The sequence below is a fragment of the Spirosoma luteum DSM 19990 genome (assembly GCF_000374065.1).
Taxonomy (GTDB): Bacteria; Bacteroidota; Bacteroidia; order Cytophagales; family Spirosomataceae; genus Spirosoma; species Spirosoma luteum.
In genome coordinates, this window is the sequence record NZ_KB893260.1 from 53,849 (window position 1) to 75,503 (window position 21,655).

Consider the following 21,655-nt stretch of genomic DNA (forward strand, 5'->3'; position numbering starts at 1 on the left):
CGGGGTGAAGCGCCATCCGGTGGCATAAAATGACGGGTCAATTTAGTCATGTACACCGGATGGCTCCTCACTCCGCACGCCTGGTACTGTCTCATTACTTTTTTTGAAATAATACAATAAGCCCGCTGTAATGATGCCCGCAGTCAATGCCCCGGTTATGGGTACCGACTGCGTACTTTCAATATCCAGGGTAGTTACCTTTTGCTGATGCAGATAAACCATAAACACCGTAAAGCCATTGTTGACGAAGTGGGCCAGAATAGGAACCCATATATTTCCCGACCATACGTAGAGGTAACCGAACAGGGCACCGAGTAGCATTCGCGGAAAGAAACCAAGGAACTGAACGTGAATGGCACTAAAAAGCGCGGCAGACACCCAGATGCCAATATGTGCATTGCCGGTCCAGAAACCGATGTTGCGTTGCAGAATACCCCGAAACAGCGTTTCTTCTCCAATGGCTGGAATAAGGGCAATCACCACCATTGCTACCAGAAGTTGCCCAACGGTGTTGAACGTGGTCAGAAATCGGGTAATGCCTTCGAGCCCCTTTTCTTTGGCACGAATCCAATTTTCGATAGGCTCCAGGGTTTCGGGTAAGTGCAGGTTTTGGTTCCATTCGATAACAAGCCCATCAAACGGCATGAACGCAATGACAATGAAAGCAACCAGCCCTAATCCCGCAACGGCTGATACAGGCCGGGCACTGAACTGACTCCACCGGCGTCGTTCAATAAAGTACCAGTATCCCAGCGCGGGCAGAAAGAAGGTGCCCAGATGGTTCATCGCCTGTAGCAGCATTAACTCATACCAGCTGCCCGCTGTGGCCGATGGGTTTGTGGCCAGATCGCTCAGGTAGGTCTGGGCTTCGGTTAAACCCATTCCTTTGCTGACAGCCAGTATGACAAATAATAGAAGCGTGCTGATAACCCCGCCAATCAGGATAAAACCAATTAGCATAGTCAATCCACCTATTGTGGGTGGGCGGGATTCAGCACCCCCGGGTGTATATATGGGTTGCATATTATCGGTAAATATAGATACATACGCCTAATAATGGGCAATTGAGCGGCTTCACCCCGAATACCACTGGAACCAAAGTAGGGTGTAAAGCGTAATTTGTACATTTGTGTTTCGTAAAAACAGGAAAAGCGTGGTAACAATTGGGAATATACAACTGCCGGATTTTCCGCTGCTCCTGGCTCCCATGGAGGATGTCAGCGATCCGCCGTTCCGGGCCGTTTGCAAAGCGAGCGGGGCCGATTTGATGTATACAGAATTCATTTCGTCCGAAGGGCTTATCCGGGATGCGGCCAAGAGTGTGCAGAAACTGGACATCTTCGAGTACGAACGACCCATCGGTATTCAACTCTTCGGCTCCGATGTGGAAACGATGGGCGAGTGCGCCCGCATTGCCTCCCGCGCCCAACCCGACCTGATTGATATCAACTACGGCTGCCCGGTGAAGCAAGTGGCCTGTCGGGGTGCCGGGGCCGCTTTGTTGCAGGACATTCCCAAAATGGTGCGCATGACCGAAGCCGTAGTGAAGGCCACCCACCTGCCCGTAACGGTAAAAACCCGGCTGGGCTGGGATGAGAGTACTAAAAACGTGGGCGAGGTAGCCGAACGACTTCAGGATATTGGCATCAAAGCGCTGACCATTCACGGACGCACGCGCGTGCAGATGTACAAAGGAGAAGCCGACTGGACCCTAATCGGGCGTATTAAAGACAACCCCCGCGTTCAGATTCCCATTTTTGGCAATGGCGATATCGACTCGCCCGAAAAGGCACTGGAATACAAAAATCGGTACGGGGTCGATGGGGTTATGATTGGCCGGGCCAGTATCGGACATCCCTGGATTTTTAATGAAATCAAACACTTCGTGCAAACAGGGCAGCACCTGCCCCCGCCAACCGTGGCCGACCGGGTAGCGGTTTGTCGGCAGCACCTCGACTTTTCCATTCGCTGGAAGGGAGAAATTGTGGGCTTGTTCGAGATGCGCCGTCACTACGCCAACTATTTTAAAGGACTACCCGATTTCAAACCGTACCGGATGCAACTGGTAACGACTGATTCGTACGCCGGGGTTTCGGCGCTGCTGGATGAGGTAGCCGAAACGTACGATCTGGCCTTGATTGGTTGACACTGCCCAAAAAAAAGATGACTATAAGCGAACCCGTTATTACCCCTCAGAAGCGGCCCCTGCTGGCGTGGGTATTGCTGTCCTTATTGGCATTGGTGTGGGGTAGTTCGTTTATTCTTATCAAACGGAGTCTGGTTGCTTTTCCTCCCGAGCAGGTAGGGGCGGGGCGGCTGGTATTCGCCCTGTTGTTTTTTACACCTTTTCTGGCGCAGCAAAGTCGTCAGGATTCTATTCGACTGGTGGTCAGGCAGCGGTGGATGGCCCTGCTGGCGTCGGCTATAATAGGATTCGTTATTCCCGCCTTTTTATTTGCCGAAGCAGGAGCACATCTGAATAGTTCGCTGGCTGGAGCACTTAACTCATTGAGCCCCCTGTTTACGCTGATTCTGGGTGGCGTATTTTTTGGCCAGTCGCTTAAACTCAAGCAGGTGACGGGTATTCTGCTGGGACTAACTGGTTCATTACTGCTGGTGTTTTTTAGCAACACGGGTTCCTTTGAACTAAACGGGTATGCCCTGTTAATCGTTGTGGCAACTGTGTGTTACGGGTTGAATACCAACCTCATTGGCCGGTACCTGAGTCATTTGCCCGCTCTGGTGTCAACCGCCTGGTTGTTTGCCTTCGCCGGGCCTATCGCCCTGCTCACGCTCATGCCAACCGATTTCTTGGAGCGGGTAATGGCCGTCCGGACTAACTGGCCGCTGGCAGCACTGGCTACACTGGGGATATTGGGTTCGGGGATGATGTCCATCTTTTTCAATCGCGTCATGCAACTGTCATCGCCCCTGTTTGCGGCTTCGGTTACGTACCTCATTCCTATTATAGCCCTGATGTGGGGTGTTTTGGACGGAGAAACCATTTACCCCGTGCAGTTTGTCGGCATGGCCGTATGTTTGTTGGGAATCTGGCTGGTAAACCGAACTTAATGTCGGGATTAAATGGCACTTTTGCCTTCCGGCGTCTATAATACCTTAACCGTTATGTACCAGACAACCCTCAACCAGCAACCCGCCACGATTGACTTTACCACCAATGGTCCGCTACTCAATAGCGAACCCTTCCACTGGGACCTTGTCCGTATTACCGACCGCACGTTCCATATTATTCACCAGAACAAGTCGTACACCGCAGAAGTGCTGGAGATGAACCAGGCCGAAAAAACGGTGAGCCTGAAAATTAACGGCCATCTCCATCAGGTGCAGCTAAAAGACCGCTTCGACCTGTTGCTCGAAACGATGGGCATGAGCAACGCAGCCAGCAAAAAAATCAATGAACTGAAAGCACCCATGCCGGGGATGATTGTAGGTATCAGCGTACAGCCGGGCGACGTGGTCAAAAAAGGCGATAGCCTGTTGATTCTGGAAGCCATGAAGATGGAAAACGTACTGAAAGCCCCCAGCGATGCCGTCATAAAAACGATACGGCCCAGCAAAGGAGACCGCGTTGAGAAGGGGCAGCTATTGGTAGAATTTGACTAGACTGGTATTTATAAGGGTATGGATACCGTACCCTCCCGTCGCCGTTTTCTAACTCAGGCAGCCTTAGCCGCCGGTGCCCTGCCACTCTGGTCGCCCGTTTTCGCTACAGAACCCACCACGGGCGCGGCCGTCGATGTGCCCGATATTCATATTTTTTCGAAACACCTGCAATTCCTGAATTACACCGACATGGCCGACGCTGCGGCCGAAATGGGGTTCGACGGAGTTGATTTGAGCGTTCGTCCCGACGGGCACGTACTGCCCGAACGGGTAGAAGATGACTTGCCAAAAGCGGCCGAGGCCCTCAAAAAAGCTGGATTGCCGCCCAAACTAATGACGACTGCCGTTGGTGATGTGGGCAACCAAACCGACGTCCGGGTGTTGAAAACGGCTGCCCAACTTGGTTTTCAGTTGTACCGGATGGTCTGGTATCCCTATCCTAATAACCGCTCTATCCCCGATTCTATTCACCAGTTTCAGGAGCAGATACGGGCGCTGGGCGAATTGAACAAATCCTTGAAGCTGACGGGGTGCTACCAGAATCACGCCGGGCTGCTGGCCGGAGCAACGGTCTGGGAAATCTGGGAGATGCTCAAAACCGCCGACCCGCAGCACATGGGTGCCCAGTTCGACATCCGGCATGCTGTGGTAGAAGGAGGCTTATCGTGGCCTAATGGCCTGCGGTTACTGATGCCGAAAATCAAGAGTATTACAGTAAAAGATTTTTACTGGATGAACAGAAATGCCGGGGGCGGGGCCGACAAATGGGTCGTGCAGGACGTACCCCTGGGCGAGGGTATGGTGGCCTTCAAAACCTATTTTCAACTGCTCAAACAGGCCAGCCTGACAGTTCCGGTTACCCTGCATATTGAATACCCGATGGGCGGGGCCGAACACGGGGCAACGAAACTGTCAATCCCTAAAAGTGAGTTGTTTACGGCTATGAAACGGGATCTGGCGATGGTGAAGGCCCTTTGGAAATCGGCATGAACTTCACTTTTCTGTCGTTTCATTCCTCCCTTTTTTCCTATCTTTACCCGCAAAATTCCCCCTCATGACATCGCAAACAAGGTATAAACGGATTCTGCTCAAGCTGAGCGGAGAGGCACTGGCTGGGCCAAACGGGCATAATATTGACCCGATGGTACTCGAAAAATACAGTCAGGAAATCAGGGAGGTAGCTGATCTGGGTGTGCAGGTTGCCATCGTAATTGGCGGAGGAAATATTTTTAGGGGTGTATCCGGGCAGCGTTCCGGCATCGACCGTGTACAGGGCGACTATATGGGGATGCTCGCCACGGTAATCAACGCTATGGCTATTCAAAGTTCGCTGGAGGAACACGGTATGTATACGCGGGTAATGTCGGCCATCCGCATGGAGCAGGTCTGTGAACCGTACGTACGCCGGCGGGCCGTGCGCCACCTCGAGAAAGGACGCGTGGTGATTTTTGCGGCCGGTACCGGCAATCCGTATTTCACGACGGACTCGACAGCCGCCCTGCGGGCCATCGAAATAGAAGCCGATGTGGTACTCAAGGGGACTAAAGTGGATGGTGTTTATACCGCCGACCCGATGAAAGATAAAACGGCTACCCGCTATACCACCATCAGTTTTGAGGACGTTTACGAAAAGAAACTGAACGTAATGGACCTGACGGCCTTTACGCTGTGCCAGGAAAACAACCTGCCCATCATCGTATTTAACATGAATGAAGAGGGGAGCCTGCTAAGACTGATAAAGGGTGACGATATTGGTACACTTATCACCGCGAAATAGATAATGTTTACGGTTTTTGGATACGCCGGAGCAGCTACGCGGTGACGTCTTTAAACCGCTGCTGGAACCTCTTACATCCGCGCTGAGCCACTGAAAACCGTAAACAGAGAACCGAAAACCGAAAGAAAAATGGAAGAAATCGAGCTATTCCTCGACGATGCAAAGGATACGATGGAGAAGGCACTCAAGCACTTAGCCATCGAATTGACCAAAATCCGTGCTGGCAAAGCAAATACGGGTATGCTGGATGGGATTCAGGTAGAATATTACGGAATGTTGTCGCCCCTGCATACAGTGGCTTCCGTTAACACCCCCGATGCCCGAACAATCGTTATTAAACCGTTTGAGAAAAAGCTCATCAGTGAGGTAGAGAAAGCCATTCGTAACTCGAACCTTGGCCTGAACCCGAACAACGACGGCGAGCAGATTCGGCTTAGCATTCCTCCCCTTACCGAAGAGCGCCGACGCGACCTGGTCAAAAAGGTAAAGCAGGAGGTAGAGACGGCCAAAGTAAACGTGCGCAATATTCGCAAGGACACCAACGGCGATATCCGCAAACTAACCAAAGACGGCGTGTCGGAAGATGCGGTGAAAGTAGGCGAGGAGCGCGTTCAGAAACTGACTGATGCCTTCATTGCCCGGATCGACGAAACATTTGTGGCCAAAGAGAAAGATATTCTGATCGTGTAGGACTCCCACCAGCGCAGTAGCTAACAGGAAGCGCCGGTTACGTGTTGACGTAACCGGCGCTTCCTGTTAGGGAGCAATATAACTGACCCCACCAACTGAACGTACCTTTTTTCTGGCGAAGCCGTAAACCGGATTAACAGACGTCAGTCATAGGCTTAATAGCAACTGGGCACCCAGGCCATAAATCAGTTTTGTAGCAGGATCAAATTTTAGACTGAGTGCGTGAGCCTGTAGGCTGGCTGGAATAGTTACATTGTGCTTGATTTGGAGCATGTCAGTACTGACCGGTATGCGATTGCCTGACCAAACGGTGGGGTCGTTCCAGTTGCCGGTTTTAACGGTAAACATGGTTCCGGTGCCGGTTACCTGTACAACATACGTATCCAGCAGGCAATTTTTGCTATCGCGAACCACATAGGTAGTACTGGTAGTGGGTGTAACAACGACCGAACGGTCTGTGGCTGTAAATGTAGGGCTGGTAGGACTGCTCCAGACATAGTCACTGATAAACGATGCCGAGAGTGTGGCCGACTGCCCGTTCGTGATGGTGAGCGATTGCGTTTTGTCCACATCTTTCATCATCGTGAACTGATCCGTTATAGTGTAAGAACCTGGTCCACTAAGAAGGAATTTTGCGTCCAGTCTATTATCTTCGACTTCCATGTAAAACGATCCGCCCATCAACTTCTGGGTTGTTCCGGGTACCATGGCCGGGTGAAGGCCTAAATTCGGTGCAGTTGGTTCGAGAGCACCCGATGATCCTGATACTACATACACGGTGCCCTGTTTCTCTTTCTCAGACGTGTTTTTGTAGGGGCAGGTATTGGGTGATCCGTCGTACCGCCCTGACCCCCTGTCTTCCGGAAATACCTTAGTCGGTACTGTGAACTCACTCATATAACCATAATGGTCGTGCAACGGATACGACCGCTCATACACGTGGCTATGGCCGCTAACGACCATATCGACTCCAAATCGTTCGAGAATTGGATTGATTCTTTCACGAGTGCGGACCAAAATCGAATCATCAGTCGCTGAATTTCCTGCTTCTGAATCGTGCGTACCCCGCGTATAGGGCGGATGGTGCATGTATACGATTTTCCACTTCTGGGTAGTAGCTTCCAAGTCTTGCTTCAACCACTTAATCTGTGCATTTGGGATTTCGTAACCCACAGTGGTTACATCTTCATAGTATCCTCTATTTATTTTTGGCGAAGTGCTGCTCACCTGTACGGGATTCTTTCCGTAGCTATCGAGCATAACGAAGTGAATAGGTCCGTAATCGAATGAGTAATATTGCTCCGATTGTGAGGGAAACCCGCCTGCTTCGGCGTTGGTAGGCAGGCTAAACATATCATAATAAGGCATATCGTGCTCCACCCACCGGTTAGGTGCTGATGGGTAACCAATGTAGTCAAAATAATCATGGTTTCCCGGGACTGTATACAGCATAGTGTTCTTCAGTAAACTACTCTTGAATGGGTTGAAAAAATTAGTCTGGTACTGGCTATCAGCCCCATCGTATGAGTTATCTCCGGTAAGCATCCAGAGGTTAGTAAGCGAATCTCCCCGGTCTGTCCGAAATTTGAGAAAGGCATCCCGCACGTACGCCTGATTTGTATTGACGTTGGTACCAACATCCCCGAAAGTAGCAATGCGAATTTTACGTTTGGACGTGAGCAGGGGTGCCGTTTTGAAATAATTGTTCGGGCCCTGCTCCAGAACCCCCGACGTAGTGCCCACGGAGTAGAAATACTGACGATCGGGCTGGAGTCCGGTTAGCCGTACTTCGTGCTCAGTCGTACTGGTTGGGTCATTAACTACCCCGGTCAAACTGGTTGCCGAAAGGCCAAACGTTACCCGACTGGTAGTAGGTACATTGGTACGCCAGCGGACGGTAGCGCCCGAGGAAGCGCCCGAAGAGGTGCCCAGTTGCAGGTAAGGTCCCCGGGTTATGCTCACTGTATTTGGTGCCTGGAGCAGTTCCATATTGAAGCGGATGTCGGAACTGGTAGCCGAGGTTTGATGAATTTCAACCGCAATCAGGTTCTGACCCTCCGCAAACCAACTGGCTTGTACAGGTACAGTTACCCAAGTCAGTTCTTCGGCATTGTTAGGAATAGCCGTTGCAGTCGTTGAGTAGGTAATGGTGCCCGCTGGCAAGTTCTCCCGAACCCGTTCGGTTCCGTTTATATAAACAAGTATGCCGTCGTCCCGCTGGTAGCGCAGGGAGAAACTGGAACCCGCCACGTTAGCCAGGTTTACTTTCTTTCGGAAATAGGTGGTAATGGATTTGGCGGTGCAGGTCTTACAGCTTGGTGAGGTGGCTACGGTACCCACGCATTCATCCAAGCAGGTGCCCCCCTGGTCTACTACTGTAGGGGGTTTAGTAGCCGGGGGGACTATGTCGCCCTGTTCTCCGTAGCCCAAGGGAGAAGCCCCATCGTACCAGGGCGGGTTTGTATCATTAAATAGCGGGTTACTTTTCCAGCTAGGATCAGGGTCGCCCGAGGTGACCAGGTATTGCCAGATTGCCCCGGTCGTGAAGGTAGACGAAGTGGGGGTGCTCTGAATCAGTTCCAGGTTAAAACGAATGTCGGAACTGGTAGCCGAGTACTGATGTATTTCGGTAGTAATCAGATTTTGTCCCTCCGTTAGTAGCGAACTATACCGGGCTGGATCAACTGAAACCCAGACCACCTCATCGGGATCCGGTGGAAAAGCAGTAGCGAGGGTTGTGTAGCTTATGGGTGCAGGAGCCAGCGGCATATTCTCCCGAATTACCTCCGTGCCATTTATATACAGCACGATGCCATCGTCCCGCTGATAGCGCATGGTGAAGCTGGACCCAGATACATTGGTCAGGTTTACTTTTTTTCGGAAATAGGTTGTAATGGATCTGGCCGTGCATGTTTTACAGCTTGGTGGACTGGCTACGGTACCCACGCATTCATCCACGCAGGTACCTCCTTCACTAGCGATGGTGACAGACGGAGATCCCTGACCGCCGTAGCCCAGGGGAGATGGCCCACCGTACCAGGGCGGATCTGTATCATTAAACAGGGGGTTACTTTTCCAGCCCGGATCAGGATCGCCCGAGGTGACCAGATACCGCCACGTACTTCCCGACGTGAGTATGGTGGATGACGCAGGAGCGTGTGTGCGGGCTGGTGGGGTATAAGGTATGTATGCCTCCACAGATAGTGGTTTCACGTTCTTTACATCAGGGTGGGACCATCCTGGCAAAATTGACCATAGAAGAATTAGAAAGTTTACCATGATATTTCACTATTATCATTGGATTATATGAATATTGAATTCTTTTTTTGTACTTTTTATTTTGAATATACTACTATCTATCGTATTATTTATATAAGAAGGTTAATATTTTTTATTGTAAAATATTGGGTTCAAACTAACCGGTTAACCAGCCAGTACAGCCTATTGGGCAGGGTCTTTTGGTAACGGGCGCCGACGCGACCTGGTCAAAAAGGTAAAGCAGGAGGTAGAAACGGCGAAGGTAAACGTGCGCAATATTCGCAAGGACACCAACGGCGATATCCGCAAACTAACCAAAGACGGCGTGTCGGAAGATGCGGTGAAAGTAGGCGAGGAGCGCGTTCAGAAACTGACTGATGCCTTCATTGCCCGGATCGACGAAACATTTGTGGCCAAAGAGAAAGATATTCTGATCGTGTAGGACTCCCACCAGCGCAGTAGCTAACAGGAAGCGCCGGTTACGTGTTGACGTAACCGGCGCTTCCTGTTAGGGAGCAACACAACTGACCCCACCAACTGAACGTACCTTGCTTCTGGCGAAGCGGCCGTTACGTCATTTGCCGAATGGCCGCTTTCAGGTAATCTCTGGCCGTTCGGCTGATAGTTTCCTCATCTACTTCTGCTACTGACTCACCCCGGTGTTCGTAGGGGTATACTTCGCCCGTCAACGCGTCGAAGATGCCGTATGGTATCAAATCGTATTCTTCGTAACCCCAGAATAGGAAATCAACCGCGTCGGTGGGGTTATCGAACCCCACGGCGTAGCCAATTTCCTGCTGAGCGAAAACAACGATGTAGCGCATACCCATATGTACGCACAGAACGGTGATTGGGTTGCGCCGGGGGAGAAGAGAATTACGGCTAGCGACGACATCATGGCACGAAAAATTCTGTTGCAGGGTAGAAATGACCTATATTCATTAGAAATTTATCAGGCGGTAGGTGATTCGGGCTTTTTGCCGGAAAATCGAGAAACTTACCCGGAAGCGCACTCGTTTTACTGATTGTTGCTTACCGGACCTGGTTCACTGGTTAAGTAAGCAAATTCCTGGTGGCAACGCTGATTTATGATGCTATTCATTTACATTATCTTCTTACTTGTCATTACGTTAAATGTTCTTTACTGGGCCGTGTTTTCGATAGCGGGCCGATTAGGGAAAGCGGATGATACCGACCAGTCACACCCACCGCTTCGGGTACGAAAAATAGGCGTATTGATTCCTGCCTATAAAGAAGATGCCGTTATCGTCGACTCCGTAACCGAGAACCTGAAGCAGACCTACCCGGCAGACCAGTTTGACCTGATTGTTATTGCCGACTCGTTTCAGCCGCAAACACTGCTCAAACTGGCCACTATGCCCGTAACCGTACTGGAAGTGTCATTTGAAACATCCACCGTTGCCAAAGCCATCAACGCAGCCCTCTCCCGACTGCCCCTTGAACGGTACGAAATACTGGTCGTATCGGATGCGGACAACCACATGGCGCCCGATTTTCTGAGCCGGATAAACAGGGCCTTCGACCAGGGGTGGCGGGCCGTTCAGGGCCACCGGGTAGCCAAAAATATCAATACCAGCGTTGCCATTCTGGATGCCATCAGCGAAGAGATCAATAACCATATATTCAGGAAGGCAACCCGGGTGCTGGGCCTGTCATCGGCTACGATTGGGTCGGGCATGGCGTTTGAACCGGCGTTGATGAAAGCCGCCATGTCTACGCAGCATACAATGGGCGGTTACGATAAAGAGTTGGAAACCAACGTAGTGCTGAGCGGACACACTATCGCTTATCTGGAGGACGCGTTTATCTATGATGAGAAGGTAGCCCAGCGTGCCGTATTTGAGAATCAGCGCACCCGGTGGATAGCAGCCCAGTGGCAATTTCTTACGTTTTACTTCTGGCGGGGTATCCGCGAACTGCTGTCCGGGCAGTTTGCCAGTGGCTTCAAAGTGCTACAGGCCGTTGTTCTGCCAAAAATTCTTCTGTTGGGTTTACTGGTTTTTGGGCTAATCATTGGGTTGTTTACCGGCAGCCCGATACTCTGGCAAATTCCGTTGCTGCTCCTGCTGGTGTTGATAGCCAGTCTGGTCGTTTCGGTGCCGATGTACTTATGGAAACGGGTGAGTATTCGGGAATTACTGCTTATTCCCGTCCTGCTGATGAGTTTTGTGCGGGCTGTCCTGAATATGCGCAAAGCCTTCAAACGGTTCATGCATACACCCCATACCGGCCCGGCCGATACACCCCTGCCATAGGTGGCAAAGTTTTTGTCCCGGTTCAACTGTGTGACAAAACAAGGCCGGGGTAGTCAAAAGTCTGGATTAGCCTAGTAAAACGCTGGATGAAACCGTTAGCTAGTCTGATGCGGAGAATCGGGCGATTTATTCGTGGCAAACTTTGATCAGGAGCAGAACGGTTTCCGCAAATTATTATAGAATGAGCATTCCTTTACGTAGTACCAATACACCGTTTATTTACCAGATAAGTTTCTTCTTTCTGTTAACGATTGGTTCCATTACCCTTTGCGCGGGCCAAAATCGGGGTGCCAGGGGGCTGGTCTCTTTCGGTGCATCATCTGGCCTAGCCGGTGATACGCTGTACCTGGATATCAACCAGGATATCGCCGTTCAGCTGCTGCCATTCGAGGATCTGATGAAGGTAGCTGTAACGCACTCTCCCGCAATCAGGTATCAGGGCGAGGTGGCCAATTCGCTGAATGAGGCCCAGGAGATTGCTAAAGTTCAGATATTACAAAATGTTTCAGGCTTTGGTAACTACTCAACGGGTACGCAGGGTCTTATTACAAATGTTGTGTCCGGGCCTGCAGCGCAGAACGGGAACCTAAACCAGATTGCCAATGGCTACCGGGTTGGGGTGGATGTACGCTTTCCCCTGTATGAACTGTTTGGCCGGAAGCACCAGATTCGACAGGCAACGTTCAATTATAAAGCGGCTCTGGCGCAGAAAGAAACGGTTGAGTTACAATTGAAGCGGGAACTGATCAACGTCTACCAGGATATGATTACCACCCAGCAGCTTCTTAAAATAATACTAATTGACGAGCAGGCATCGCTGGCCTCGTTGCGGGTTGCTGAAACGGAGATTCAGAAAGGGCAGATTACGGCCGAAGCAATGGCCATCGTAACCAGCCGGTTTGTGCAGGCCAAGACAGCATCAGAGCAGGCAAAAGGTAATTTTTTGAAAAATGTTCGCTACTTTGAAGCGTTGATGGGAATGCCCATTCAACGGTTGAAACGTAATTAAGAGGAGACGGTATGAAAGTCGAAGTTTTTTTGCGCCTGCTGAAACAGCATCTGCTCTGGTTTATTCTTATTCCCGCCATTGCAGCAGCCACGGCCTTTTACGTTACCCGAAATGAACAGAAGGTGTATAAATCGCAGGCCACGCTGTATACTGGTTTGGTTTCGCGGTATTCCCTATTGTCGGACCGGCAAAATAGCTTCACCGACCGGTCGGCCAGTGCGTTCGATAATATCCTGACGACCCTCAATTCTCGGGAGACGCTCCTCCAGATCGGTATCGATCTACTAACCGAGCATCTCCGTCTCCGGCAGCCCGATACGCTTGTACTGGGCCGGGCCGGTTTCCAGAAACTTCACGAAGCCATTACGCCCGGCTGGGAAAACCTGTATTACGTGGCGGCCGATTCGGCCCTGTTGCACCATACAGTGGACAGTCTGGCCAAAACTCCCACCGACAACCCTGTGAAATCGTTGTTGCTGAAATCGGATTCCTATTACTCCATTCAGCAACTGGGTGCCAACATTGTAGCGATGGCCCGCAAAAACACCAACGACGTCCTGTTAATGGAGTATGAGTCGGATGATCCGGCTGTTTCGCAACGAACGCTGCATTACGCCATCGAAAACCTGAACAAGCGGTACTCAACCCTCAAAACATCCGAAACGAACTCCGTTATCGGGTATTACGAAGCGAAACTGGAAAAAGCGAAAACAAAACTGGCGCAGGCAGAAGCCAATATGCGCGCTTTCAGCGAACGTCATCAGGTGCTGGATTACGACGAAGAGGCCCGCAACGTAGCCTCTTCCCGCGAAGCCCTGAACGGAGAATACAACCAGGAACTGATGCGGAGAAATGCCGCCAAAGCTTCGCTGGACGCGTTGAACAAGCGTATGGGGCAGCAGGGCAGCATCCGGGTGGCTAATAATGATCTGACCGAAAAACAGAAGAAGCTGGCCGATGCCGAAAGCAAACTAGCCAATGCCCGCGCCTACGGGCAACCCAGAACCGTTATCAACCAACTTCAGGCCACCGTAACGCAGGCGGGCGAAGACCTTAAGGTTAGTGCCGAAAAATACGATGCCGCAGCCAATTCGGCCGATGCCATTCCTACCCAGGTAATGGCCAATGACCGACTGACGAAGTCACTGGAGTACGAAGAATCATCCGCCAAACTGGAACTGTACCAGAAGCGGATGAATGAGTTTGCCGCCAAAACAAACGAGTATGGGCCACTGGGGTCACAGCTTCGTCAGCTGAACCGAACCCTGGCCATTGCCGAAAAAGAGTACCTGGACCTGATTCAGAATGTAGATCAATCCCAAACCCGACGCCAGGATGTTGCCATTGGCGGAACGCTGGAGGTACTGGATGCGCCGGATTTTCCGTTGGAACCTCAGCCTACCAAGCGAATGCAGCTGGTACTTATTGGGCTGGGAGTCGGTATCTTCATTGCCATGTTGCTCACAGCCCTGCGGTTTTGGCTGGATAAGCGAATTCAATCGCCTGAACAGGCTGAGTCGATGATTGGTATGCCCGTAGTGGCACTCTTTCCAACCGTTAAAAAACCGACGGTTTTTACCAAAGCCAGTCTGGCAGCCCGGAGTATGTTTGAGCAACTTTTCAATGCCATAAATATTGAAGTTACCCAAAATGCAACCAGGCCTTACCCACCGGTTATCACCCTGTTCAGTATTCGCTCCCGGCAGGGGAAGTCATGGGTGGCCAGAGGGTTGATTCAACTGTACGAAAACGCCGACCAGCAGGTAGCGTACTGTTACCCCAAGGAAACGGGTAATGAGCAGCAGGAGTACATGAAAGGGGTGACCTATTTTCCGTACACGGTTCGGCCCGATTTTATGAATGTAACGGGCATTGAGTACCTCATTGATTACAACCAGGGCCTGGATACCACCCAGTATGATCGGATTATCCTTGAGTTACCGGCGCTGATTAATAATCAGATTCCCGTTTACCTGCTCAAAAACAGTGCTTTATCCCTGTTGGTAGTCGATGCCAACAGCCCCTGGGCAAGGGCTGAGAAACAACTCCTGAGCATGTACGAACGGGTAACGAACCAGCCCATATTGACCGTATTGAACCGCGTTGAAGGAAACTATGTCGATGTGCCGACGCGGAGCGATAGCATGCGGTTCCCGACCGACCCGGAGCGGTCGACCAGTCGGAGTGTAAAGTATTCCAGTGGCCGCTGAACCAACAGGACTGGTTTCCTGACTCATCAAAAGAAGAGCGATATGGACTGCGCCTGACTTAAATCGGGAAATTTGACTGTGAATCAGATACGTATTGGGACTTGATTAAGCAATGATATGGATGGCTGTAAAGACATAAATAGCAGGCTGGACGTTACCCTCCAGCAACGTGTTGAGCAGGTCGTATCCGAACATAAAGACAGGGTGGCCGTACGGTTTGGTAAGCAGGAACTAACGTACCGGCAACTCAACGAAAGGGCAGACGCCCTTGCCCAGACAATCCTGTTTACCGATCCGAATGCCGAGTGGATTGGGGTTAGTGCCACCCGCAATCTCGCGATGGTTATCGGCGTACTGGCTATTCTGAAAGCCGGTAAAGCTTACCTGCCCCTCGATCCAGCGTATCCTGACCTGCGTTTGCAGCAGATCATTGCCGATTCGGGCCTTGAAACGAGCGTAGCTACGGAAGCCGATGAAGCCCTGTTCAAGCGCCTGGGACTTCGGGTCATTGGGTCGGATAAGGAACCGATTTATTCGCCCCCTCAACCGGTTACCCACCAAACCAGCACGGCTTACGTACTGTACACGTCCGGTTCTACCGGCAAACCCAAGGGCGTTTGCATGGGGCACAGTCCCCTTGTCAACCTCCTGCAATGGCAGGCAAAGCACTCAAAAGCTGGTACGGGTACCCGAACGCTTCAACTGGCTCCGTTAAGTTTCGATGTGTCGTTTCAGGAGATTTTTGCTACCCTGACTACGGGCGGAACGCTGGTGCTGGTAGATGAGTCACAGCGGCTGGACCTGAACGCGCTGTTACAGTTTATCGACGAACAGGAAATCAACCGGTTATTTCTGCCATTTGTGGCCCTACAGTACCTGGCAGAAGTGGCCGTAAACACCCACTGTTTTCCGGCTGGTTTGTTCGAGGTGATGACCGCTGGCGAACAGTTGAAGATTACTCCTCAGATTGCCGCGTTCTTTTCGGCCCTGCCCCAGTGCCTGTTGTTCAATCAGTACGGCCCTACGGAGTGCCACGTTGTTACCCAACTAACCCTGTCCGGTAATCCGGCTTCCTGGCCACCGTTGCCCACCATCGGTTATCCGATTGACAAGGTCAATGTGTGGGTGGTGGATGAAAACATGAGTCCCTTGCCCGACGGCCAGACGGGGGAACTCTGCTTTGGCGGGGCCTGCCTGGCCGAAGGGTATCTCAATAATCCAGTACTGACAAAGGAGAAATTTACCGAGCTACAGTCGGCTGCCGATAGTTCGATACGTGTGTACAGGACTGGTGACCTGGGCCGGGTGCTGCCCGATGGGAGCATTGAGTTTTTAGGCCGTCGCGACGATCAGGTGAAAATTCGGGGGCACCGGGTGGAACTGGGTGAGGTAGAAGTAATCATCAGCCAGCTACCGGCCGTCAGTCAGGCGGTGGTGGTGGCGCATAGCGGACCCGATGGCCAGAAACAACTGGTAGCCTATATCGTGCCGGTAGAAGGAACTCCGCCACAAGCTGACTTTCGCACCCGGCTCGACCAGAAACTCCCCGATTACATGATGCCATCGGTTTTTATCTGGCTGGATGCACTGCCCAAAACCAGTAGCGGAAAAGTCGATAAAAAACGGTTGCCCGTACCGGATCGCACGCGGCCGGAGTTAACGGTTGCCTACCGCAAACCCCGGACGGAACTGGAACAGGCCATTGCCCGAATATGGTGCAGTGTACTCCAGATTGACCGGATTGGGCTGGATGATAATTTTTTTGAACTGGGCGGTAATTCCCTGCTGGCGCAAAAAACGATAGCGGCCCTGAAAGAACAGTCGCCTACTCTTTCCGTCATCAAGTTATACCAGTACCCGACCATTGCCGCCCTTGCTGAGTATATACAGCTTCTCAAAGGGGCAGGCCAGGGGCGTTTTGCCCAAACCGCAACAGGAAATCAGCCTGAAAAAGAAGTACGCCCTTCCCCGCATGCAGACGTAGCCATAATTGGTATGGCGGGGCGTTTCCCGGGTGCCAGTACCATCGACGCGTTGTGGGATTTGCTGAAAGAAGGCCGGGAAACAACCCGCTTTTTTACGGATAATGAACTGGACCCTTCCATACCGGCCGGTCTTAAAAATGATCCGCTTTACGTGAAAGCGCGGGGCGTTATCGACCAGGTCGACCAGTTTGATGCGCACTTTTTCGGCCTTTCACCCAACGTGGCTCAGCTCATGGACCCGCAGCAGCGCATCTTTCTGGAAATTGCCTGGGAAGCCCTGGAGCAAACAGGGTACCTGCCGCAGCAGTATGCCGGTCGGGTGGGGGTATTTGCCGGGTGTGGGAACAATACATACTATCAGCATAACATACCGGGACACCAGGACCTGATCGACCAGATTGGTGCTTTTCAGGTAATGACCCTGAACGAAAAGGATTATATAGCCTCACGAACGGCGTACCAGTTAAACCTGAAAGGCCCGGCTGTGAGTGTGTATTCGGCTTGTTCTACCTCGCTGCTGGCTATATCTCAGGCGGTGCAGAGTATTCGGAATGGGCAATGTGAGGTGGCACTGGCAGGAGGTGCCAGCATTACCACGCCCGTAAATAGTGGGCATCTGTACCAGGAAGGGGCCATGCTGAGTCAGGACGGCCATTGCCGGTCGTTCGATGCCGACGCCCGGGGAACTGTTTTCAGCGATGGAGCGGGCGTTGTGCTGCTGAAAAGCCGGGAAGCCGCCGAGCGGGATGGCGATACGATTTACGCCGTTATCAAAGGGATTGGGGTCAATAATGATGGGGGAGGGAAAGGAAGTTTTACGGCTCCCAGCGCCGAAGGGCAGGCGGGTGCCATTGCGATGGCGATAGCCGACGCCCAAATCGACCCTGCCACCATCAGCTACGTAGAAGCGCACGGAACGGCCACACCCCTGGGTGATCCGATAGAGATTGACGGACTGATTCAGGCTTTTGGTGACCAACCCATCAACCAGTACTGCGCCATTGGCTCCATCAAGAGCAACATGGGGCATTTGACCCAGGCGGCTGGCGTGGCTGGACTCATTAAAACCACCCTGGCATTATACCACCGGCAGATTCCTGCGTCAATCAATTTTTCGACCCCAAACCCGGCTATTGACTTTGCCAATAGTCCTTTTTTTGTCAATACCCGATTAACCGACTGGCAACCCGAACCCAGTCAACAGGAAAATCTGCGTCGGGCCGGGGTGAGTTCGTTTGGCGTGGGCGGGACCAACGTACACGTAATACTGGAAGAGTTTCTCAATCCGGAACCCATAACTAACGCCGGAAGACCGGTTCAGCTGGTTACATGGTCGGCGAAATCAGCCGCCAGCCTGGACACTTACGCGCAGTGTCTGGCCAATTTTGCCGGAAAGACATCCGAACTGGACCTGGTTGATGTTGCCTTTACCCTGCAAACGACCCGCGCCCCGTTTATGCATCGTCAGTTTGTGGTGGCGTCTAGGCTGGTGGAACTACAGGATAAACTATCGGCCGAAAAAGGAACGTCACCAGCCGTGAAAACCGGGAGTCGGCCCGACGAGGTGGCTTTTCTGTTTCCCGGTCAGGGTGCGCAGTACCTGAACATGGGACGCGGGCTGTACGCGCACGAAGCGGTATACCGGCAGGCTGTTGACACCTGCGCCGAGCAGTTGCTGCCCCACCTGGGTACGGATATCCGGTGGGTCATGTACCCGGAAACGGTGGATTTAGACGCGGAGCAGCGACTGAAAAACACGCGTTACACGCAACCCGCCCTGTTCGTGACGGAATACGCACTGGCGCGGTTGTGGATGAGTTGGGGCATCCAGCCAACCCTGTTTTGCGGGCACAGCATCGGTGAGTTCGTGGCGGCCCACCTGGCGGGTGTTTTCTCCCTGTCGGATGCGCTGACCCTGATAGCCACCCGCGGGAAGCTGGTGAGTGAACAACCACGGGGCAGTATGCTATCGGTCAGGATGTCGGCTGACCAGGTTGCCCCGCTGATGACGCCTGATCTTTCGCTGGCAGCTATCAACAGTCATAAATTATGCGTGGTGGCAGGCCCTGATGAGCACATCGCCGATTTTGCGCGCCTGCTGGACGAACAGGAAATCCCCAATCAACCGCTTTCGACCAGTCACGCCTTTCACTCAGCCATGATGGACCCTATCGTGGCTGAGTTTGCGGAGGTAGTAGCGGGTGTTACCCTGAATCGGTCCCAAATGCCGGTTGTCTCGACCGTGAGTGGTACCTGGATGACCGACGCCCAGGCTACCGACCCGCATTACTGGGCCAAGCATCTACGCGACACGGTACGTTTTTCAGACGCACTGGATACTATTTTTACGCTGGGTCACCCACTTCTGCTGGAGGTAGGGCCGGGGCACGTTATGGCCACACTGGCCCGGCAGCAGGCGGGTAAAAAACCGATAACGGTGCTGGCCGGTATTCCTGATATGCCCGATTGGAAAGCCGATTGCCAGTCGATGCTGACCACGCTTGGGTTATTGTATCAGAACGGAATAGACCCGGACTGGGCTGGGTTTTACGCGGGCCAGCAACGGAAAAAAGTGACCGTGCCTACGTACGCCTTCACTAAAAAAAGATGCTGGCTCGATCCGGTAAGTCCGCCGGTGTCAGACCGCGAAGTTAATTTAACGCCGGTTGTAGCCACACATTTACTAAATTCAGCCCATGGATTGACGCAGCAGGGAGTCATAGTGCCCGATCAGAACACACCAATCGTTATGCGAAAACATACCTTAATCCACACAGTAAATCAGCTGCTGGAGGAGGCTTCCGGTATTGAGATGGACGGCGTAGCACCCGATACCAGTTTTCTTGAAATCGGACTGGATTCACTTCTGTTGACGCAGGTAGCCCTGACACTAAAAAAAGAATTTGGGGTGCCCATCACGTTCCGGCAGCTAACAAACGACTATACCTCGCCTGAGCAGTTGGCTGACTACCTCGATCAGATACTCCCGGCCGAGCCTCAGCAACCCGTGCAGCCGCCCGTATCTGTTCCGTATGGGGCATCGGTTACGCAACCAGCCACAGCGGCTGTCAATCCGGCGCTGGACCTGATAGCCCAGCAAATTCAGCTACTGGCCAAACAGATTGAACTGCTGCAGGCGGGTAACGCACCAGTTACATTACCGACCCCAGCACCCATTGCGCCGGTAAATGGCGTGATGAAAAGCCGTTCGAATGGTCATGCCGTGGCCGATACGGCAGACCTGACACCGGAAGAGACGGTAGAGCTTAAAAAGCCGTTCGGGGCAACGGCCCGTATCGATCGGCAGGGGTCGGCACTGAGCGATACCCAACAGAAATTTATCCGGCAGCTAACCGAACGGTATAACGGCAAAACTGCGAAGAGCAAAGCATACGCGCAGCAACACCGTGCCCGGATGGCTGACCCGCGCGTGGTGTCGGGCTTCAGACCTTATACGAAAGAACTGGTGTATCCGCTGGTTGTGAATCGGTCGGCAGGTAGTCATCTTTGGGACATTGACGGTAACGAGTACATCGATGCCCTGAATGGTTTCGGTTCAAACATGTTTGGCTACCAGCCCGACTGGTTGAAAGAAACCCTCCACGCCCAGATTGAACTGGGTTTTGAGGTAGGGCCACAGCACGAACTGGCGGGCGATGTGAGTCAGCTCATTTGCGACCTGACCGGTGCCGACCGGGCTGCTTTGTGCAACACGGGTTCCGAAGCGGTACTGGGTGCCATGCGAATAGCCCGAACCGTAACGGGGCGGTCGTTGATTGTGGCGTTCTCCGGCTCGTACCACGGCATTGTGGATGAGGTACTGGTTCGGGGTACCAAAAAATTGAAGTCATTTCCGGCGGCTCCCGGTATTATGCCCGAATCGGTGCAGAACATGCTGATTCTGGACTACGGCTCCGACGAAAGCCTCCGGATTATTCGCGAGCGGGCGCATGAACTGGCCGCCGTGCTGGTAGAACCGGTCCAAAGCCGCCGACCCGAGTTTGTGCCCGTCGAGTTTTTAAAACAGGTACGTGCCGTAACCGAAGCATCGGGCACCGTGCTGATTTTTGATGAGGTAATTACCGGTTTTCGGGCTCATCCCGGTGGAACCCAGGCCCTGTTTGGCATCAAAGCCGACCTGGGCACGTACGGAAAAGTAGTGGGAGCGGGCCTGCCCATTGGGGTTATTGCGGGCAAAAGGGCGTTCATGGATGCGCTGGATGGCGGCTTCTGGCAGTATGGCGATGCCTCCGTGCCCGAGGTGGGCGTTACCTATTTTGCGGGTACGTTCGTCCGGCATCCGCTGGCACTGGCCGCTGCCAAAGCATCTCTGACCTATATGAAGGAGCGTGGCCCGCAACTGCAGGAAGACCTCACCCGGAAAACTACCCGGCTTGCCAATGAACTGAATGCGGTACTTTCTCAGTGGAAACTGCCGCTGGTAGTGGTTCATTTTGGCTCACTCTGGAAGATAAAATTTACTGAAGAAGTCGTTTACGGAGAGCTCTTATTTACTTTGATGCGGGATAAAGGCATTCATATCTGGGATGGTTTTCCCTGCTTTTTGACCGAAGCGCACACCTACGCTGAAGTAGATACGATAATCCGTCAGTTTACAGAAAGTATCCAGGAATTGATAAACGCTGGTTTTTTTTGGAAAGAAACGTCAGTAACCGAAAAAAGCCCCGGAAGTGGTGCGGATTTTGCTCGGTTTATACCACCTGCCGATGCCAAACTAGGGCGTGATGTGGATGGTAACCCGGCCTGGTTTGTTCCTAACCCAGCCCTGCCAGGTAAATACCTACAGGTTAAATTAAATTGAGTAC

The 21,655-nt window shown here is 52.3% G+C and carries 13 protein-coding genes and 1 pseudogene; 11 read left to right on the top strand and 3 right to left on the bottom strand.

Going from position 1 to position 21,655, the window contains the following annotated elements; translation table 11 throughout:
- Positions 1-42: 42 nt before the first annotated feature.
- Positions 43-960 (bottom strand): CPBP family intramembrane glutamic endopeptidase, encoded by a 918-nt coding sequence (locus B156_RS0115280; RefSeq protein ID WP_018620622.1) that lies wholly within the window; start codon positions 958-960, stop codon positions 43-45.
- Between the two features lie 193 nt (positions 961-1,153).
- Between B156_RS0115280 and dusB the strand changes: the two genes are divergently transcribed.
- The 6 genes from dusB (at position 1,154) to frr (ending at position 6,091) form a co-directional block, all read left to right on the top strand.
- Entirely contained in the window at positions 1,154-2,146 is a 993-nt protein-coding gene (gene dusB / locus B156_RS0115285; RefSeq protein ID WP_018620624.1) for a tRNA dihydrouridine synthase DusB, read from the top strand.
- A gap of 17 nt (positions 2,147-2,163) precedes the next feature.
- The gene (locus tag B156_RS0115290) at positions 2,164-3,072 is read left to right on the top strand and encodes a DMT family transporter (RefSeq protein ID WP_018620625.1); all 909 of its coding nucleotides are present in this window, start codon (positions 2,164-2,166) and stop codon (positions 3,070-3,072) included.
- Between the two features lie 54 nt (positions 3,073-3,126).
- The gene (locus B156_RS0115295) at positions 3,127-3,624 is read left to right on the top strand and encodes an acyl-CoA carboxylase biotin carboxyl carrier protein subunit (protein WP_026260848.1); all 498 of its coding nucleotides are present in this window, start codon (positions 3,127-3,129) and stop codon (positions 3,622-3,624) included.
- An 18-nt stretch (positions 3,625-3,642) separates the two neighbouring features.
- Positions 3,643-4,614: a sugar phosphate isomerase/epimerase family protein gene (locus B156_RS0115300; protein WP_018620628.1), complete on the top strand. Its 972-nt coding sequence runs from the start codon at positions 3,643-3,645 to the stop codon at positions 4,612-4,614.
- Between the two features lie 64 nt (positions 4,615-4,678).
- Positions 4,679-5,401 carry a UMP kinase gene (gene pyrH / locus B156_RS0115305; protein ID WP_018620630.1) on the top strand — a complete coding sequence of 241 codons (723 nt, stop codon included), beginning with the start codon at positions 4,679-4,681 and terminating at the stop codon, positions 5,399-5,401.
- Positions 5,402-5,530: 129 nt separating this feature from the next.
- Positions 5,531-6,091 carry a ribosome recycling factor gene (gene frr / locus B156_RS0115310; RefSeq protein ID WP_018620632.1) on the top strand — a complete coding sequence of 187 codons (561 nt, stop codon included), beginning with the start codon at positions 5,531-5,533 and terminating at the stop codon, positions 6,089-6,091.
- Positions 6,092-6,238: 147 nt separating this feature from the next.
- Here the strand turns inward: frr and B156_RS30335 are convergent, their stop codons facing one another.
- Complete coding sequence (locus B156_RS30335) at positions 6,239-9,304, bottom strand: purple acid phosphatase family protein (protein ID WP_169518258.1); 3,066 nt, start codon at positions 9,302-9,304, stop codon at positions 6,239-6,241.
- A 256-nt stretch (positions 9,305-9,560) separates the two neighbouring features.
- Between B156_RS30335 and B156_RS29270 the strand changes: the two are divergent.
- Positions 9,561-9,791, top strand: a pseudogene (locus B156_RS29270) (ribosome recycling factor); the annotation flags it as partial.
- Between the two features lie 127 nt (positions 9,792-9,918).
- Here the strand turns inward: B156_RS29270 and B156_RS0115325 are convergent.
- Positions 9,919-10,173, bottom strand: coding sequence for a hypothetical protein (locus B156_RS0115325; protein ID WP_157627055.1), 255 nt, complete (start codon positions 10,171-10,173; stop codon positions 9,919-9,921).
- Positions 10,174-10,437: 264 nt separating this feature from the next.
- Here B156_RS0115325 and B156_RS0115335 point away from each other — a divergent pair, with 264 nt between their 5' ends.
- The 4 genes from B156_RS0115335 (at position 10,438) to B156_RS0115350 (ending at position 21,651) form a co-directional block, all read left to right on the top strand.
- Positions 10,438-11,625, top strand: coding sequence for a glycosyltransferase family 2 protein (locus B156_RS0115335; protein ID WP_018620637.1), 1,188 nt, complete (start codon positions 10,438-10,440; stop codon positions 11,623-11,625).
- Positions 11,626-11,806: 181 nt separating this feature from the next.
- Positions 11,807-12,634 carry a TolC family protein gene (locus B156_RS0115340; protein WP_018620638.1) on the top strand — a complete coding sequence of 276 codons (828 nt, stop codon included), beginning with the start codon at positions 11,807-11,809 and terminating at the stop codon, positions 12,632-12,634.
- A gap of 11 nt (positions 12,635-12,645) precedes the next feature.
- Complete coding sequence (locus tag B156_RS0115345) at positions 12,646-14,844, top strand: GumC family protein (protein WP_018620639.1); 2,199 nt, start codon at positions 12,646-12,648, stop codon at positions 14,842-14,844.
- Positions 14,845-14,961: 117 nt separating this feature from the next.
- On the top strand, positions 14,962-21,651 hold the full coding sequence (locus tag B156_RS0115350) for a type I polyketide synthase (protein ID WP_018620640.1): 6,690 nt from the start codon (positions 14,962-14,964) through the stop codon (positions 21,649-21,651).
- Positions 21,652-21,655: the final 4 nt, after the last annotated feature.